We start from the raw sequence: 18,045 nt of genomic DNA, 5'->3' as shown, positions 1-18,045 counted from the left end.
TTGAAAAGTGTTATACTATATAACCTTTTGACTCATATTAAATCATCATCAACTGCATTTTTGGATATTAAAACCTGTCTGGGCTTACTTCCTTCATAAGGTCCGACAACTCCACTAAATTCTAGCTGATCAATAATTCTTGCTGCTCTGGAATAACCAATTCTAAATCTACGTTGAAGTAAAGACACGGATGCTGTTTGCATTTCTGTTACGAGTTGTACAACATCATCATATAATTCATCTCTATCAATCTGTTCCGCAGATTCTTCCACTTCATCAGGGATCATTTCATCTTGATAGTTTGCTTTTTGTTGTTCAATAACAAAATCTACAATTCTTTCAACTTCTGCATCTGATAAAAATGCCCCCTGTACCCGAACTGGTTTAGAGCTGCCAGCTGGTAGGAATAACATATCTCCTCGACCAAGTAACTTTTCCGCTCCACCCATATCTAAAATAGTTCTAGAGTCTATAGCGGATGATACCGCAAATGCAATTCTAGATGGAATATTAGCTTTAATAATACCTGTAATTACGTCTACGCTTGGTCTTTGTGTTGCAATTATCAAATGAATTCCAGCAGCACGAGCCATTTGAGCTAATCGAGTGATTGAATCTTCCACATCAGCAGAAGCTACCATCATTAGATCCGCTAACTCATCTACAATTACGACAATAAATGGTAACTTCGGATGTTTTTCCTCATTTTCTTCATTCCATCTATCGATATGCTCGTTATACCCTTCCATATTTCGGGTGCCTGTATGAGAAAATAATTCGTACCTTCTCTCCATTTCCGATACGATTTTCTTTAATGCCTGAGAAGCTTTTCTTGGATCCGTTACCACTGGTGCAAGTAAGTGTGGAATGCCATTATACATATTAAGTTCAACCATTTTTGGGTCGATCATCATCATTTTCACTTCATGAGGTTTTGCGCGCATCATAATACTTGTAATTATTCCATTGATGCAGACACTTTTCCCACTACCTGTTGAGCCTGCAACGAGTAAATGTGGCATTTTATTCAATTGTGCGAGCACTGCTTGTCCTGTTACGTCTCGACCAAAACCTATCAGTAGTTTCAGATTAGGTTTATCATTTTCTTCCGATTCTAGAACTTCGCGTAAGCTTACAATCGCTACTTCCTTATTTGGCACTTCAATACCTATCGCTGATTTACCGGGAATAGGTGCCTCTATTCGAATATCTCTCGCAGCTAACGCTAGAGCGAGGTCATCATGAAGACTAACTATTCTGCTCACCTTTACACCAACATCTGGTAGAACTTCATATTTTGTTACTGCTGGTCCTAAGTGAACTTGCGTAACCTTTGCTTTTACTCCAAAGCTTAAAAATGTTTGTTCTAACTTTTTGGCATTTGCTTGTATTGCATTAAGTTCTCCACTCTGATCGCTATGAGCAGGTGCATCTAATAAGTTAATAGAAGGTAATTGATAGTCCTCATTTTCCACTGTTTCATTTTCCATATTTATGTCTAATGGTTCTATTGGTTCAGTTGGCTCCTCCACTACTTCTTTTCTAGCTATTCGTTCCGTGAAAGCAGAAATAATAGGAGACGAGACTTGCTCGACTTCTTCTTCTACAGGTATCGCCTCAACTACAGTTACCGCTTCTTCCTGGGCTGCCTGTTTTTTATTGCGTCGGGAAGGACCCCTTGGTGGAGTTGGCGCAGGTTTTGCTTTCTTTTTTTTCGGTCTGTTAAGGAAACTTTCTTTTAGCTTCGGAAATGTCTCTACTAAGTACGGAACTAACGCTCTGCCAGTTAGTAATACAATCCCTATAAATAACATAAGCCAGCCAGCTACTTTGGCTCCAGCCGAATCAAAGAGAACGTGGAAAGATGCAAAGAGTATGGCTCCTACTATTCCTCCACCTAAAGAACTATTTCTATCAGTGATTCCGCCACTCTCAACCATGACACGATAGCTTTCTCTTAAAACAGAATTCGTCACTAATGCTTTTCCTTCAAATAATTGTTGGAATAGAGCAATATGACTAAATAATAATAAACTGCTTAATATAAACGCGCATCCCAATAACAGACGGTGATTCCATGCTGGCACTGATTGTTTAATCATTATAATAAGTGCGTAAACAATCAGCATAAATGGAACGGCAATATGCCAATTTCCGAATAAGAAATAACTTATGTAAGCTAAAAACTCACCTACAAGTCCATATTCAAAAAATGAAATAATGGATAAACCAATAATTAATAGACCAATTATTTCATAAAGAAGAGGATGCATTGTTTTTTTTGCTGGCTTTTTTGTTGGTCTTTTTTTCTTCCTTGCCAAAGTGTCACCTACTTTCTAAATTGTTACTTTAAAAAACATCGGGCAAAAAGAAGCCCTTTCCTTTACATTCATATCCTGTTTCAATAGTATAAAATATCCCTAACCCAGTGTTCACATTATAGTACAATTTTAATACTTTCTGATTTTTTAAGATAAAAAGGATTTCCCTCCGTATTCGGAAAGGAAATCCTTTATTCACATTAATATTCCATAATAATCGGGATAATCATCGGACGTCTTTTTGTTTGTTGGAATAAATATGAATTTAGCGTATCACGGATTTCTTGTTTAATGTTTGTCCATTCAAACGTTTCTTTATTCACATATTTTTCAACAACTGTTCTAACTAGGTTAGCAGACTCTTCCATTAGCTCCTCTGACTCACGCACATAGACAAATCCTCTAGAAAGAATTTCAGGTCCTGATGCAATTTTCTTCTGTGCTCGATTTAGAGTGACAACCACTATAAATATACCATCTTGTGAAAGCAGCTTACGATCGCGTAATACAATATTGCCAACATCTCCAACACCGATTCCATCGATTAGAACGTTTCCTGCTTGAACTCGACCACTCATTCTCATTTTACCGCTCTTATACTCTACAATATCCCCTTTATCGGCAATGAAAATTTCCGATTTGGACATGCCGGTAGCTTGAGCCAATTTTGAATGGGCCATCAACATACGATATTCCCCTTGAATTGGTATAAAGTACTTCGGTTTAGTTAGGTTCAACATCATTTTCAAATCTTCTTGACTTCCATGACCAGATACATGTACATTTTTTTCGGAAGTTAATACTTTCGCTCCAACTTTCGCGATTTGGTTCATCGTATTATACATGCCTACTTCCATACCAGGTGAAGGAGTAAAAGTGATTAACACAGTATCTGTATCTTTAATCTTAATATCTTTATGGTGTTTACGAATCATTTTTTCTAGTGCTTCCAATGGTTCACCTTGTGTACCAGATACAATGACCACAATATTCTCATCATTATGTTTTGAGATTTCCTTAATTGAAATAATTGTATCCTCTTCTACTGTAAAATAACCAAGATCTAAACCAATTTCGAAAATATTTTCTAAGCTTTTTCCTGCAATCGCCACTTTTTTCCCTGTTTCAATTGCTTTGTCAATTACTTGTTGAATACGTATAAAATTCGAAGCATATAGGGCAACGAGTATACGTCCTTTAGCAGCGTGGAATGTTTCTGATAATTGGTTTTCAATAACTGCTTCTGATGTTGTATAACCCGGTCTTTCTGCTTCAGTTGAATCGGATAAAAGTATAAATACACCATCTTCTCCCAAACCAGCAATTTTCGCTATATCTGGACGATACTTCCCTTTAGCTGACTGATCAAACTTAAATTCTCCTGTATGAACAATTGCACCCTCGGACGTATGGAACACGATACCTAGCGAATCCGGTATACTATGTGTTGTATGGAAAAAGGTTACATATGTGCCTTGAAAGTTCATACGACTTTTATTTGTTACTTCAAAATATTTGACTGGTTGCTTCGTCGGCAACGCTTTTAAATGCGTTTTTGCCAAAGCTATTGTCAACTTCGAACCATACACTGGTGCTTGTACTTTTTGTAGTAAATAAGAGATAGATCCGATCGCATCTTCATGACCATGCGTTAAAAAGATTCCTTTTACTCGATCTTTATTTTCCACTAGATACGTAATGTCTGGAATAACGATATCTATTCCTAGCATTTCATTTTCTGGGAACATTAATCCACTATCTACGACAAATATTTCTTCATCTATTTCTACTACATACATTGCTTTTCCGATTTCTCCAACTCCACCGAGCGGTATAATTCGAATAAGTTCATTTTTTACTTTTACCAAATCTCTTCCTCCTATAAATCAATTACGCCTCGGTGTAATTGCTTCCAGTTTTTGAATTTTGCTTGGGCCTGCGTGATGCAGGTCAGTTATCCGCCGTCACATGATTGCGACGTTTTTAGACTAACATCATCCTAAGAGTCCATTCAAAATCTGTGACATCCACCGCTGGCTTAACTTTTCAGCAAGGGCTTCGCTCACTGAATTGTTATTACATAATGGTATTCATCTACCCGCTTTCTCAAAAAGTGGGAGATACCTAAACACGTTAGATTGTTAAATTTTTTTGCTGAAGAAGTTAACCCGTCCAACATCCACTAATTTTCATTATATCGGACGTCACCGATTCACACAAATAAAAAAAAGGCTGAAATAGGAAATCTTCAGCCTTTCCGCTAAAATTATTGAAAATTTTTGTATTGTTCCCAGATTAAATCAAATTCCTGCTTTTCTCTTTCAGTCATTTCAACAAGAGGGAGACGTAAACTTCCCACTTCAATACCTACTTTAGAAAGTGCATATTTTATGACTGTCGGATTCGGCTGCTTAAATAAAGCCTGTATTAGCGGCACTAATGATTGATGAATTCGTGCAGCTTCTGAGTGATTTCCAGTCTGAAATTCTACAATCATTTTCTTCATATCATTTCCTACAATATGAGAAGCAACTGAAACTATTCCTTTACCCCCAATTGCAAGTAATGGAAGTGTGAGTGAATCATCACCACTATATACTTCTAAATCACCTTTTGTAGCCTTCATAATTTTAGTCATTTGATCTAAATTGCCACTGGCTTCTTTTAGAAACTGAATAGATGGAATCTGGCTTAAGGCTACAACAGTCTCTAGCTCCATATTAATAACTGACCGACTCGGAATATTATAAACAATGATTGGCAAAGGTGTTGCATCTGCAATTGCATTAAAATGGGCAATCAACCCTCGCTGGTTTGGTTTATTATAATATGGTGTGACAATCATTAGTCCATCTACCCCAACGGCCTCAGCCTTTTGAGAAAGTTCAATTGATGCAGCTGTATTATTACTTCCCGTACCCGCGATAACGGGAACTCTATTATTCACTTTTTCTACAACGAATTTAAGCAAGTTTAGTTTTTCTTCAGTTGATAGAGTAGGAGATTCTCCTGTTGTTCCGCTAATGACGAGAGAGTCGGTCCCTGTAGCTAGTAAATGTTCGATTAAAATTTCCGTTGCAGCATAATTGATAGATCCATCTGTTTGAAACGGGGTGACCATTGCCGTAGCAATTGGGCCTATATTCATTTTTACACCTCTTTTAAAATACCTTCAGCAATAAGTGCTTCTGCAATTTGTATAGAGTTCAGTGCTGCACCCTTCAATAAATTATCTGATACAATCCACATATGAAACCCTTTATCATTCGAAGGGTCTTTTCTTAAACGTCCTACAAATACATGGTCCTTATCCTCTGCAAAATAAGGCATCGGGTAAAGCTGTTGAGCAGGATCATCCTGCAAGATTATGCCATCAGAATCTGCAAGAAGTTGTTTTACTTGATCAAGCGTTACGTTGTCTTGTTCCACTTCTACATATACCGATTCAGAATGTCCCGTCACAACTGGTACCCTCACACATGTAGCTGCAATCGCAAGATTTGGTAAAGACATAATCTTCTTCGTTTCATTCATCATTTTATGCTCCTCAAATGTAAAACCGTCTTCAGTAAAAACATCAATTTGAGGAATGACATTTCCTGCTATAGGAAAATGCTTTTCAGCACTTTTTACTGGTAATATTTCCGGTTTTGCTTGTTTCATTTTTATTTCTTCGCTTTGCGTTGTCAATTCTTCAATAGCAGCTGCACCGGCACCAGACACTGCTTGATAGGTAGAAACAATCACTTTGTTTAAACCAAACTTTTGTCTAATCGGCTCAAGTGCGCAAACCATCTGAATAGTAGAACAATTCGGGTTAGCAATAATCCCTGTATGTTCGTGTAAAGCTTGTTTATTTACTTCTGGAACAACCAATGGTGTATCTTTATCCATCCGGAAGGCACTCGTATTATCAATAACTATTGCCCCTCTATTACTTGCCTCTTTTGCTAGAGCTTTAGATATAGAGCCACCTGCAGAGAAAAATGCTATGTCTACACCTTCAAAAGACGCTGGTGTCGCTTCTTCAATTATATAAGTGCTCCCATTAACTTCTACTTCTTTACCTGCGGATTTTTTGGAAGCTAATAATTTTAATGTGGCAAAAGGAAAACTTCTATCTACCAATTTTTCGATTATTTTTTGACCTACTGCACCTGTCGCTCCCACTACTGCTACTGTATAACCTTGTGACATGAAAAGCTCTCCTCCTAGACCAATGCTATTTTCGATATTGTATTATATTATACATGAAAATACATCTTCATCAATATTTATAATTGATGACTAATGAGTAGTGGTTGATATTGCTTGAATTGAATTGCATGCTCAACTGTAGGAATAATTTTTGTAAAGTCAGCAATAAGCGAGTTTGGTTTGTTATGAGGGTTATCTTGGCCGAAGGGGATAAAGTATATATTTTTGGTAGAAAGTAATTTCATAATGTTCATTCCATTCAATCCTAATGCATCATTTGTGGATATTCCTAGTACTACTGGCTTTCCATTACGCAAAGTTGCTTTTGCCGCCATTAACACAGGCGAATCCGTTTGTGCATTTGCCAGCTTACTAATTGAGTTTCCAGTCATTGGAGCAATTACCATACAATCTAATGGATTTGTTGGTCCGAACGGTTCTGCCTCAACAATCTTTGATACTACCTTGCTGCCACTAGCCTCTTCTATTTTTTCTATCCATTCCTCACCTGTTCCAAACCGTGTTGCTGCAGTTAACACAGAATAAGTAATTATTGGAACAACAGTTGCTCCTAACTCTGTAAACTGTTTTATCATCGGAATAACTTCTTCATAAGTACAATGAGATGCGGTTATCCCTAATCCTATTCGAAGATCTTTTAACACTATTCTTCCCCCTCTAGCAAAGCCAATTGAGTTTGCACAGTCTTTGCTATTAAATATCCTGCATCCTTCGGAAAATACAAGCCTGGTAAGCTAGTAGAATGTATATAGTTTGTAGGAGTCGAATTGGCTGACTCGAGCAGACACCCAGGATTTGATGCTAAATCATACACTTTTATAAACCTGTTCGTATCGGACGGACTAAGCCATCTATATGGAATGGTATTAATGAGATAGTTCGATTGTGCATCTTGGATTTTATCCACACGCTCCAATTGCTCTATTTGATATCCATAACTTTTTGCTTCATATAGTTGATGGTCAGATCGAACGGAGATGATAACCTCTGCTCCTAAATGATGCAGAGCAAAAGCCAGTCTTTTCCCAACTCTTCCGTATCCTGTTATGATAAATTTTTTGTTATAAATGGATTCGTTTTCGCTTCTATAAAAGTCGTTTATAAAGCCTTCAGCTGTAAGATTTGCATTTTCCCAAATCCACTGCTCATCCTCTAAATAATTAAAAGCATGAACCTGGCTATTTTGTATTTCCTGTTCAATTTCTAAATTCTTTTTTCCAACAAAAAGGAGAAGACATGACTCGGGCAAAACGAAAGAACAATCTATTTTTAATGGTGGTATTGGTAAAAAAATAATGGTAGGCTGAAAATCGTTTAAAGCTGCTTTAAGTTCTTCCGTCCAAATCATAGTTGGAAAAATTTTCACTTCTAATAGATTATCTAAAGTTTCCTTTACAAAAGGTAGACGGGCATCTGTACCAATGATTGCACACTTTTTTTTCACGAATATTCACTATTTCCAATTTCAGTGTTTGCTTCATTAAACAAAATTCTGTCTTTCCCAATAAGAATAATTTCTTCCCATGCAATAAATTCCTTTTTCTTGCCTGATTTATTTGCTTGAAAAAAAGCTCCAGTTTTTTGAAAAACCTCAAACCCTTCAATTTTCCCGCTTTCTGGATTGAAGAGCAATTCAGTGTCTGCAAGTTTGCCATATCTTGCGCCGTCCTTAACTTGGATAAGTTCTTTTTCTGCAAGTTCCGAAAGTAACAATCATTCTCCTCCTTATTGATTTCTATTTATATATATGCCATTTTGCCGTACAAAGTGAATAAAACAAAATCATGGTGAAAAATGAGGCTTTTGTTTATGTAGTTAATTTCCATTAGAGTTATTTCCCGTTACGTCTGACGCTTTGCGAGTGCACCTCACTGTTCCCCCAGGAGTCTCCGACTTCACTTCAAACAACCAGAATATAAAGATTCTATATATGGTCTATTTTCTATAAAATAATGAAAAAAACGTGAAATCAAATGAATGATTCCAGATTTTTTAATTTAATAAATTTAATGATCTGTTATGTTCCATCCTCTCCCTTTATTAGTAATCACATAGCTTTTGACTCTCCGTTTTAGCACTTTGTTTACTATGACTACTATTTAAATTAAGCGAAACGCTGTGCCCAACCTAATAGGGGTGTACCACTCATTTTATTGATTGTAGTGCAAGGTGGCGACTTCTGCGGGATGAGTGAGATGGATGAGACATCAAAGCGACGGTGATGGCTCATCGCTCACCCCGCGAAAAGCGTCCACCTGAAACGGAAATCAGTAGTATTACTTATTTAATAATTAGCTAATTTACTTTATTAAAAAAGCCGATCAGATTTGATCGACTTTTGGTTTGATGATGGATATAGCTGGTTTATGTGAAAATGTCTCTCTGGCAAGTTCCATTACTGATTGTAATGTGACTTCATCAATTGATTCACTTACTTCATCTAATGAACGATGTTCTCCGTAGAGTAATTCATTTTTGCCATTACGGCTCATTCGAGCATTGGAGCTCTCTAATCCAAGGAGTAAGTTACCTTTTAATTGCTCTTTTGCATTAGAGACTTCTGTTTCAGTAAACCCCTTTTCCAGTACGTTTTGGATGGTTTCCTGAATAGAATTTGTTAACTCCTCTAATTGATTGCTGGAAGTTCCCCCATAAATAGCGAGTGCCCCAGTATCTTCATAGGAAGAATGATAAGAATAGATGGAGTAAGCTAACCCTTTTTCTTCTCTGATTTCCTGGAAAAGTCTAGAGGACATACTACCACCCAAAATATTATTCATCACTACTAAACTATATATGTTATCTGCTTTTACACTCAAGCTTGGATAAGCTAAACATAGATGTGCCTGCTCTGTCTCTCTGAAGTTTTCCACATGTACTTCCTTCAAAATCGGCGTTGTCACTTCTATTTTTTCTTTGATTTCATTATCCAAACGACTAAATAATTCTTCAATATGCTGAAGTAATCCTTCGGGAATATTACCTGCTACTGAAATAACTACATTTTCTGGCGTATAATGTTTTTTCATATAAGCCAAAATCGTTTCTTTTGTAAAACTATTTAACGTTTCCTCTGTTCCAAGTATAGGAGCACCTAGAGGATTTTCTTCATACATCGCTTGCCATAAATATTCGTGGACTATATCATCTGGTGTGTCCTCTACCATATTAATCTCTTCTAATACAACCTGTCTTTCCTTCTCTATCTCGTTTGCATCAAATTGAGAATGGAAAAACATATCTGCCAATATGTCTACTGCATGTTCTGCATGATGATCTAATACTTTAGCATAATAGCACGTATTCTCTTTAGATGTGAAGGCATTAATATTCCCACCAATACGATCGAATTCCTCCGCAATTTGTTTCGCTGTTCTAGTTTCAGTCCCTTTAAATAACATATGCTCAATGAAATGAGTTAGGCCATTTTCTTCAGGCAGTTCATATCTTGACCCTGCTTGCACCCAAATTCCCACAGCAACAGATCGTACATAAGGGATTTGTTCTGATACAATTCGAAGCCCATTCTTGCATGTAATTTTGTTTATCAAATTAACACCTCTGTTTATTCTATTCAGCTATTTAAAAAGGTTGCCGTAGCATTTACACTACGGTCAACCTTTTATGTCGTGCTGATGTAATTAATTATTTGTTTTCTTGTTGTTCAGCGCGTTCTTTTTCTTCTTTGATAACTACTTTACGAGATAAGTTTACACGACCTTGATTGTCGATTTCGATTACCTTAACTAGTAGCTCGTCTCCTAATTTAAGGACATCCTCGACAGCTTTTGTTCGTTCTTCTTGAATTTCGGAAATATGCAGTAAACCATCTTTACCATTGAATATTTCTACGAAGGCACCGAATTTTTCAATACGTTTAACTTTTCCTAAGTAGTATTCTCCAACTTGTGCAACTCGCACGATGTTTTCGATAATTTCTTTTGCACGAGCAATCATCTCTTCGTCAGCTGAAGCGATATAAATTGTACCATCTTGCTCGGTATCAATTTTAACACCAGTTTCATCGATGATTTTATTAATTTGTTTACCACCTGGTCCAATTACATCACGGATCTTATCCGGATTAATTTTGATAACGACTATTTTTGGTGCATACTTAGACAATTTCTCACGTGGCTCAGAAATTGTTGCAAGCATACTTTCTAAAATTTGCATACGACCAATTTTAGCTTGTTCAAGTGCTTCTTCAAGAATTGTTCTTGATAGACCATCAATTTTAATATCCATTTGAAGTGCTGTAATTCCTTTAGACGTACCTGCTACTTTAAAGTCCATATCTCCAAGATGATCTTCCATCCCTTGAATATCCGTTAAAATAGTGTAGTTTTCGCCCTTTTTCACAAGTCCCATTGCGATACCTGCAACTGGTGCTTTTAAAGGAACCCCTGCATCCATCATCGCTAGAGTAGACGCACAAATACTAGCTTGTGAAGTAGAACCATTCGATTCTAATACTTCCGCTACTAAGCGAAGAGTATACGGGAAATCTGCTTCATCCGGAATAACTGCTTCTAGAGCACGCTCTCCTAATGCACCATGTCCAATTTCACGACGACCTGGAGCACGAATTGGTCCTGTTTCTCCAACACTAAATTGTGGGAAGTTATAATGATGCATGAAGCGTTTTGTTTCCTCTAGACCAATCCCGTCAATAATTTGAACATCACCAAGCGGTCCTAAAGTACATACACTTAATGCTTGAGTTTGACCACGTGTAAACAATCCAGAACCATGTGTTCGAGGTAAAACGCCAACTTCTGATGATAGAGGACGAATTTCCGCTACTCCACGACCATCAGGACGGATTTTGTCCTCTGTAATCAAACGACGAACTTCATCTTTTACCATCGCATCTAAAATTTCACGCACTTGCTTTAACGTTTCGTCAGTTGCTTCTTTTTCTGTATATTGTTCCATAACTTCTGTTTTTACTTCAGTAATAGCATCTTCGCGAGCATGTTTTTCTTGAACTTGAATTGCTTGTACAAGTTTTGCTTCACAAATGCCTTTCACTTCTTCGAAAAGCTCTTTATCTAACTCAAAAAGAGGGATATCTTTTTTCGCTTTTCCAACTTCAGCTACAACTTTTTCTTGGAATTCAATTAATTTAATAATTTCATTATGTCCGAACATAATTGCTTCTAGCACAGTTTCTTCTGAAACTTCTTTTGCTCCAGCTTCAACCATGTTGATCGCATCTTTCGTTCCAGCAACGGTAAGATCTACAATACTCTTTTCCATTTGTTCAACTGTTGGGTTAATAATTAGTTCTTCACCGATCAATCCTACTTGTGCTCCAGCAATCGGTCCATCAAAAGGAATATCAGAAACGCTTAGCGCCAAAGATGAACCTAGCATTGCAGCCATTTCAGATGAACAGTTTTGATCAACAGACATAACGATTGAAATAACTTGAACCTCGTTACGGAAACCATCTGGAAATAGCGGACGAATTGGACGGTCGATTAAACGACTAGTTAAGATTGCTCGTTCCGAAGGACGGCCTTCACGTTTAATAAATCCACCTGGAATTTTACCTACAGCATATAATTTTTCCTCATAGTTTACTGTTAACGGGAAGAAATCTAAATTCTTAGGGCTTTTAGATGCAGTTGCTACAGATAATACTGATGTATCACCGTATCTTACAAGTACTGCTCCATTCGCTTGTTTTGCAAGTTGTCCTATTTCTACTTGCAGCGGGCGTCCTGCCCATTCATACGTAAATACTTTCTTTTCACTCATGTAATCTGGACTCCTCTCGACTTCAAAAACTCCTTTTAAAAAGGGTATATAAAGTGTATATGTATCATAAGTAGTGTATCAAAAATCTCTAAACTATGCGAAGTTTTTTATGCAAAAGAAAAAGCGGGATAAATCCCGCTTTCCTGAAAAATCTTATCGACGTAAACCAAGTTTTGCGATTAGATCACGGTAACGCGATACTTCGTTTTCACGTAAGTATTTTAATAAGTTACGGCGACGTCCAACCATTTTGAATAGACCACGACGTGAGTGGTGATCTTTCTTATGAGTACGTAAATGTTCGTTTAAAGAGTTAATCTCTTCTGTAAGAATTGCGATTTGAATATCAGCAGATCCAGTATCACTTTCGTGAGTTCTGTACTCAGCGATTAATTCATTTTTGCGTTCTTGTGTAATTGCCATGTTGTTTTCCTCCTAAAATTCTAGTTATCCCCTAGTCCTGAGCAATCGTTGGAGAATCGAAAAAGCCAAGGAAAGGTTAAGTACGGTATTGTACTTTTAAAGATTATCATAAAATGATGACTGAAGCAACTAATTAGTAATGGAGAACATTCATTCATATTAGAAAAAACGTGTAAGAAGACACGCGGGCCTTTTATGTCAAAACCTGTTTCTATCGTTTTCGAAAGGCATTGGACAGACGTATTGCTATATGATTAGCGAGTGAATTTTCAATGCCCAGGAACACAGTCTCCACTGGCCACTTTATTATATTTCCTTTTAAAAAAGCTACCGAAATAAAATTCCGATAGCCATACTTTTGTTATTCGTCTTCTTTTTCAAAGAACTCAATTGCAACTTGCTTGTCTTTTCCGATTTGTTCTTTTAACTCTTCAATTCCATTGAATTTTTGCTCTGATCGAATACGCTTATACCAATGGACGGTTACTTCCTCACCATATATCGATTGTTCAAAATTAAATATATGTACTTCAATAGAAAGCTTTTTCTCTTCAGGGTTATTAAATGTTGGTTTGTAGCCTACATTACAAACACCTTCATGCCAAGTCTCTTGAACGGAAATTTTAACTGCATATACACCGGTTGCAGGAGTAAATTGTCCTTCTTTTGGATCGACATTTGCTGTCGGGAAGTTTATCGTTCTCCCTCTTTTGTCTCCATGAATAACAACTCCTGTTAACTGAAAGGGCCTACCTAATAATTCTCTTACTTGCTCCATATTACCTGTTGTTAGCTCTTCTCTTATACGTGTAGAGCTAATCTTACCACCATGTAGCTCTTTTTTGCCTACGACTGATACTGTATATTTACCTTCGGAAAGAAGGTCCATATCTTTCATCGTCCCTTTTCCAAAAGCACCAAAAGAAAAGTCAAATCCGGCAGTAACATGTTTTACATTCGTCTGATTTATAAAAAACTCGATGAATTTTTCCGGAGTAAGCTTTGCAAAATCAGAAGTAAACCGAACAACAAAAACCGTATCTACTCCTAAGCTTTTCAAAATATCCATTTTTTCTTGAAGTGGAGTAATATAAAAGACTTTCTCTTTTCTGCCACCAAGTACTAATGACGGATGGGGATCGAATGTCATTACTGCAGTTTTGATATTCATCTCTTTCCCTTTTTCGAGGGCATTTTTTATAACTGCTTGATGCCCTTTATGTACTCCGTCGAAGAAACCGATTGCTAAAGAGTATGCCTCATTTTTATCGTTTGTATATAAATGATTAGGATAAGATAAGTGATAGATGTCCATATTAATCTCCTTTTATAGATGAAAACATTTTTTCTGGTTTCATCATACCACTTTTTGTTGGATGTTTAATATAAACTGCTATTGGATCTCCTAACATTTCATAAACTATTTTATCGTTTTCCATTAACAATGGATGGATTTCCACTACTTGTCCATTGGTAATACTTTTTTCGATTTCTTCATTTACTTCAAGTGTTGGCCAAGCAGACAATGCATTTTTTAATGGTAATAAAGTGTCTATTAATGTTTGTTCTTCTATAGCACTTTGCACATCTGCTAAAGTTAAACATTGCGCTCGAGTAAAACTTCCTGAAGCTGTTCTGACTAGCGATGACATATGAGCGGGATATCCAAGAAGTTCTCCGATTTGAACTGCAAGTGTACGTATATAGGTTCCTTTTCCACATTCAATTTCTATGTTGAACGTAACTTCCTGCCCTGAAAAAGTAGCAGCTTCATCCAATAAATTAATATTATGAATCATCACTTTCCTACTTGGACGTTCAACCTCTTTCCCCTCACGCGCATATTCATAAAGTTTCTTTCCATTCACTTTCACCGCTGAATACATAGGAGGAATTTGAGTAACTTCTCCAGTCAACTCTGCTAGCACTTCTAAAATCTGTTCACGAGAAAAAGATTTTGAAGTGGAGTCATTTTCTACGATATCACCATCTGCATCTTCAGTAGTAGTAGATGTACCTATAGAAATAGTGGCTACATATGTTTTTCCTTGATCCATAATATATTCCGATACCTTTGTAGCCTGTCCTAAACAAATAGGTAAAACTCCTTCCACACTAGGATCCAGTGTTCCAGTGTGACCAATTCGTTTCATCTTCAAAATTTTTCTAAGTTTAAATACACAATCATGTGAGGTCATTCCTTTTTCTTTCCAGAAAGGTAATATCCCTTCGTACATGCCGTTCACCCCCGGTATATATAACAAAGAAGTCTGCTTCAGTAAATAAGCAGACTTCTTTTTGTTTTATTACTCAGATGGTTTATTAATTTGTCTTAATAAATCATCTATACGATTTCCATATGCTGCAGACTCATCATATTCAAAAATAAGTTCAGGCGTGATACGCAAGCGAATGCGTTGCCCTATTTCAGAACGAATAAATCCTTTAGCTTTTTCTAAAGCTTTTAAAGTATCTGCTCGGTTTCCATCAAGGACGGTGATGTAAATAGTCGCTTGTTGTAAATCACCAGTAACAGCTACATCTGTAACTGTGACAAAACCGATACGTGGATCTTTTAACTTACGTCCGATAATCTCGCCCAACTCTTTTTTCATCTGCTCAGCAACTCGGTTAGCACGCATTGACATGATCGCTACACCTCATTTTCTTTATAAATATTCTTTACTAATATTAATACATTCCCATTCAGGATTGGATTCCAAGAAACGAATCGCGTTCATTAGCTCTCGCTCAGCTGCATCTTTCTGAGATGCAATTGCAACGATTCCAATAGTAGTACGCTGCCACGTATTTTGATGATCCAATTCTGAAATAGAAACATTATACTTTTGTTTTGTTCTTGTGAGCATTCGTTGAAGGACTGCTCGTTTTTCTTTTAAAGAATGTGCAGTGGGAATGAGAAATTCGCAGTCTGCATATACAATCATTATCGTTTAATTTCTTCCATGATGAAGGCTTCTACGATATCGCCCTCTTTAACATCATTAAAGTTTTTAATCGTGATTCCACATTCGTATCCTTTAGCAACTTCTTTTGCGTCATCCTTGAAGCGTTTTAGTGTATCTAATTCGCCTTCAAAAATAACGATTCCATCGCGAATTACACGAACTCCACTATCTCTTGAAATTTTACCTTCCGTAACATATGAACCAGCAATCGTACCAATTTTTGATACTTTGAATGTTTCACGTACTTCAGCTTGACCGATAATTTTCTCTTGGAATTCAGGGTCAAGTAATCCCTTCATAGCGAATTCGATTTCTTCAATTACTTTATAAATAATACGGTGTAGACGGATATCTACGCCTTCTTGATCGGCCATACGTTTTGCATTTGTATCTGGACGTACGTTAAATCCAATAACGATTGCATTCGATGCAGCAGCCAAACTAATATCTGATTCCGTGATAGCTCCAGCTCCAGTATGAATGATGCGAACATTTACACCTTCAACATCAATTTTCATAAGGGATGCAGCCATCGCTTCAACAGTACCTTGAACGTCTGCTTTTACGATTAAGTTTAACTCTTTCATTTCCCCTTGTTTCATTTGATCAAATAAATTGTCTAATGTCACACGAGTTTTTTCTGAACGTTGAGTAACTTGTGCTTCTGACGCACGAGATTCGCCAACCTGACGAGCAGTTTTTTCATCTTCAAATACAACAAAGCGATCTCCAGCTTGTGGCACTTCGTTTAAGCCAGTAATTTCTACTGGTGTAGATGGACCTGCCTCTTTCACACGACGACCAAGGTCATTTACCATTGCTCTTACGCGGCCGAAAGCATGACCAACAACGATAGGATCTCCGACTTTCAACGTACCGTCTTGAACTAGTAATGTAGCGACTGAACCTCGACCTTTATCAAGTTGAGCTTCAATAACAGTTCCTAAAGCAAGACGTTTTGGATTTGCTTTTAATTCTCCAACTTCAGAAACAAGTAGAACCATTTCTAAAAGGTTATCGATTCCTTCCCCTTTTAGTGCTGAAATTGGTACGAAGATCGTATCTCCACCCCAAGCTTCAGGAACTAAACCATGCTCTGTTAACTCTTGCATAACACGGTCAGGGTTTGCAGACGGTTTATCCATTTTGTTTACTGCAACAATAATAGGTACCTCAGCAGCTTTAGCATGGTTTATCGCTTCTACAGTTTGAGGCATTACACCATCATCTGCTGCAACTACAAGAATTGTGATATCCGTAATTTTCGCACCACGTGCACGCATTGTAGTAAATGCAGCATGTCCTGGTGTATCTAAGAACGTGATCTTTTTATCATTATCCACTATTTGGTAAGCACCGATATGTTGGGTAATACCGCCTGCTTCCCCTGCAGTTACTTTTGTATGACGGATAGAGTCAAGAAGTGTTGTTTTACCATGGTCTACGTGCCCCATAATTGTAACAACTGGTGGACGCTCTGTTTGATTGGTACTATCTTCTGGAGTGGGATCGAAATGAACTTCTAAATCAGTAATATCGATTCGAATTTCTTCTTCCACTTCTACACCATAGTCTGCACAAATAAGTTCGATTGCATCCTTATCTAAAACTTGGTTTATTGTTGCCATAACGCCAAGTAAGAATAATTTTTTGATAATCTCTGCCGGTTCGCGACCAATTTTTTTCGAAAGTTCTAAAACAGTTAAAGAATCGGTAAATGTAATCTTTGCAGGAAGTTCACGTTCTTTTCTTGGTACTGGTGGTTGAACAGGTGTAGTAGGACCTTTTCTACGTTTTTGGAATTTTTGACCTGGTCTATTGCCACCTGGACGGTTTTGACCACCTGGACGATAAGCACCACCTGGAGCTTTGTTATTAGTAAATGTTTTTTTAGGTTGATTATTTGTTCCTTGCGTACTGCTTCCTTGCGTATTACTACCTGATGAAGCAGGTTTTGTATTCGATTGGTTAGACGGTCTTGACTGTCCACCAGATGTTGGTCTTTGTTGACCTTGATTAGATGGTCTTGACTGACCCCCGGATGTTGATCTTTGTTGACCTTGGTTAGACGGTCTTGATTGTCCTTGTGATGCCGATCTTTGTTGTCCACCTTGATTGACAGGTCTTGATGATTGATTTTGTTGTGCTGGTTTTGCTGTTGATTGAGCAGGTTTTGCTGATTGTTGTGATGATTTTTTATAAATACCATCCAGCTTTTGGATAGCTTCTCCTTCAAGTGTAGACATATGATTCGTTACTTGAATATTCAACTTTCCTAGTTGCTCAATAACTTCTTTACTCGATTTATCTATTTGTTTCGCATATTCATGAACTCTGATTTTAGTCAT

At 37.2% G+C, this 18,045-nt stretch carries 15 protein-coding genes; all 15 read right to left on the bottom strand.

Annotated elements, in window-relative coordinates:
• Positions 1–32 precede the first annotated feature (32 nt).
• Positions 33–2,273: an FtsK/SpoIIIE family DNA translocase gene (locus BLR36_RS02820; RefSeq protein ID WP_093060282.1), complete on the bottom strand. Its 2,241-nt coding sequence runs from the start codon at positions 2,271–2,273 to the stop codon at positions 33–35.
• A gap of 248 nt (positions 2,274–2,521) precedes the next feature.
• On the bottom strand, positions 2,522–4,189 hold the full coding sequence (locus BLR36_RS02815; protein ID WP_093060194.1) for a ribonuclease J: 1,668 nt from the start codon (positions 4,187–4,189) through the stop codon (positions 2,522–2,524).
• A 398-nt stretch (positions 4,190–4,587) separates the two neighbouring features.
• The gene (gene dapA / locus BLR36_RS02810) at positions 4,588–5,469 is read right to left on the bottom strand and encodes a 4-hydroxy-tetrahydrodipicolinate synthase (protein ID WP_093060193.1); all 882 of its coding nucleotides are present in this window, start codon (positions 5,467–5,469) and stop codon (positions 4,588–4,590) included.
• Positions 5,470–5,471: 2 nt separating this feature from the next.
• Positions 5,472–6,518 (bottom strand): aspartate-semialdehyde dehydrogenase, encoded by a 1,047-nt coding sequence (locus tag BLR36_RS02805; protein WP_093060192.1) that lies wholly within the window; start codon positions 6,516–6,518, stop codon positions 5,472–5,474.
• A gap of 77 nt (positions 6,519–6,595) precedes the next feature.
• The gene (locus BLR36_RS02800) at positions 6,596–7,183 is read right to left on the bottom strand and encodes a dipicolinate synthase subunit B (RefSeq protein WP_093060191.1); all 588 of its coding nucleotides are present in this window, start codon (positions 7,181–7,183) and stop codon (positions 6,596–6,598) included.
• Positions 7,183–7,983: a hypothetical protein gene (locus BLR36_RS02795; RefSeq protein WP_093060190.1), complete on the bottom strand. Its 801-nt coding sequence runs from the start codon at positions 7,981–7,983 to the stop codon at positions 7,183–7,185. Before BLR36_RS02795 ends, BLR36_RS02800 begins: the two co-directional genes overlap by 1 nt.
• Entirely contained in the window at positions 7,980–8,252 is a 273-nt protein-coding gene (locus tag BLR36_RS02790) for a YlmC/YmxH family sporulation protein (RefSeq protein ID WP_093060189.1), read from the bottom strand. The genes BLR36_RS02795 and BLR36_RS02790 overlap by 4 nt, the downstream gene beginning before the upstream one ends.
• Before the next feature lie 608 nt (positions 8,253–8,860).
• A complete protein-coding gene (locus BLR36_RS02785; protein WP_093060188.1) occupies positions 8,861–10,090 on the bottom strand; it encodes a M16 family metallopeptidase in 1,230 nt (409 codons plus the stop codon).
• 94 nt (positions 10,091–10,184) lie between these two features.
• Positions 10,185–12,305 (bottom strand): polyribonucleotide nucleotidyltransferase, encoded by a 2,121-nt coding sequence (gene pnp / locus BLR36_RS02780; RefSeq protein WP_093060187.1) that lies wholly within the window; start codon positions 12,303–12,305, stop codon positions 10,185–10,187.
• A 153-nt stretch (positions 12,306–12,458) separates the two neighbouring features.
• A complete protein-coding gene (rpsO, locus tag BLR36_RS02775; RefSeq protein WP_090562453.1) occupies positions 12,459–12,728 on the bottom strand; it encodes a 30S ribosomal protein S15 in 270 nt (89 codons plus the stop codon).
• A gap of 361 nt (positions 12,729–13,089) precedes the next feature.
• Positions 13,090–14,043 carry a riboflavin biosynthesis protein RibF gene (gene ribF, locus BLR36_RS02770; RefSeq protein ID WP_093060186.1) on the bottom strand — a complete coding sequence of 318 codons (954 nt, stop codon included), beginning with the start codon at positions 14,041–14,043 and terminating at the stop codon, positions 13,090–13,092.
• Between the two features lies 1 nt (position 14,044).
• Positions 14,045–14,965 carry a tRNA pseudouridine(55) synthase TruB gene (gene truB, locus BLR36_RS02765; RefSeq protein ID WP_093060185.1) on the bottom strand — a complete coding sequence of 307 codons (921 nt, stop codon included), beginning with the start codon at positions 14,963–14,965 and terminating at the stop codon, positions 14,045–14,047.
• 69 nt (positions 14,966–15,034) lie between these two features.
• Positions 15,035–15,376, bottom strand: a complete 342-nt coding sequence (gene rbfA / locus BLR36_RS02760) for a 30S ribosome-binding factor RbfA (RefSeq protein ID WP_093060184.1) — start codon at positions 15,374–15,376, stop codon at positions 15,035–15,037.
• 21 nt (positions 15,377–15,397) lie between these two features.
• Positions 15,398–15,676 (bottom strand): DUF503 domain-containing protein, encoded by a 279-nt coding sequence (locus BLR36_RS02755; protein WP_093060182.1) that lies wholly within the window; start codon positions 15,674–15,676, stop codon positions 15,398–15,400.
• Positions 15,676–18,045, bottom strand: coding sequence for a translation initiation factor IF-2 (gene infB / locus BLR36_RS02750; protein ID WP_093060180.1), 2,370 nt, complete (start codon positions 18,043–18,045; stop codon positions 15,676–15,678). The genes BLR36_RS02755 and infB overlap by 1 nt, the downstream gene beginning before the upstream one ends.

The organism is Psychrobacillus sp. OK028 (genome assembly GCF_900103605.1).
GTDB lineage: Bacteria > Bacillota > Bacilli > Bacillales_A > Planococcaceae > Psychrobacillus.
The sequence above is the reverse complement of the archived record's forward strand: the minus strand, read 5'-3'. Positions and strand labels throughout refer to the sequence as shown.

Bases quoted from the DNA above. Each gene is read 5' to 3' on its own strand.
- BLR36_RS02820 (WP_093060282.1), bottom strand. From the start codon at position 2,273: ATGCATCCTCTTCTTTATGAAATAATTGGTCTATTAATTATTGGTTTA.
- dapA (WP_093060193.1), bottom strand. From the start codon at position 5,469: ATGAATATAGGCCCAATTGCTACGGCAATGGTCACCCCGTTTCAAACA.
- BLR36_RS02805 (WP_093060192.1), bottom strand. From the start codon at position 6,518: ATGTCACAAGGTTATACAGTAGCAGTAGTGGGAGCGACAGGTGCAGTA.
- pnp (WP_093060187.1), bottom strand. From the start codon at position 12,305: ATGAGTGAAAAGAAAGTATTTACGTATGAATGGGCAGGACGCCCGCTG.
- rpsO (WP_090562453.1), bottom strand. From the start codon at position 12,728: ATGGCAATTACACAAGAACGCAAAAATGAATTAATCGCTGAGTACAGA.
- ribF (WP_093060186.1), bottom strand. From the start codon at position 14,043: ATGGACATCTATCACTTATCTTATCCTAATCATTTATATACAAACGAT.
- truB (WP_093060185.1), bottom strand. From the start codon at position 14,965: ATGTACGAAGGGATATTACCTTTCTGGAAAGAAAAAGGAATGACCTCA.
- rbfA (WP_093060184.1), bottom strand. From the start codon at position 15,376: ATGTCAATGCGTGCTAACCGAGTTGCTGAGCAGATGAAAAAAGAGTTG.
- BLR36_RS02755 (WP_093060182.1), bottom strand. From the start codon at position 15,676: ATGATTGTATATGCAGACTGCGAATTTCTCATTCCCACTGCACATTCT.
- infB (WP_093060180.1), bottom strand. From the start codon at position 18,045: ATGACTAAAATCAGAGTTCATGAATATGCGAAACAAATAGATAAATCG.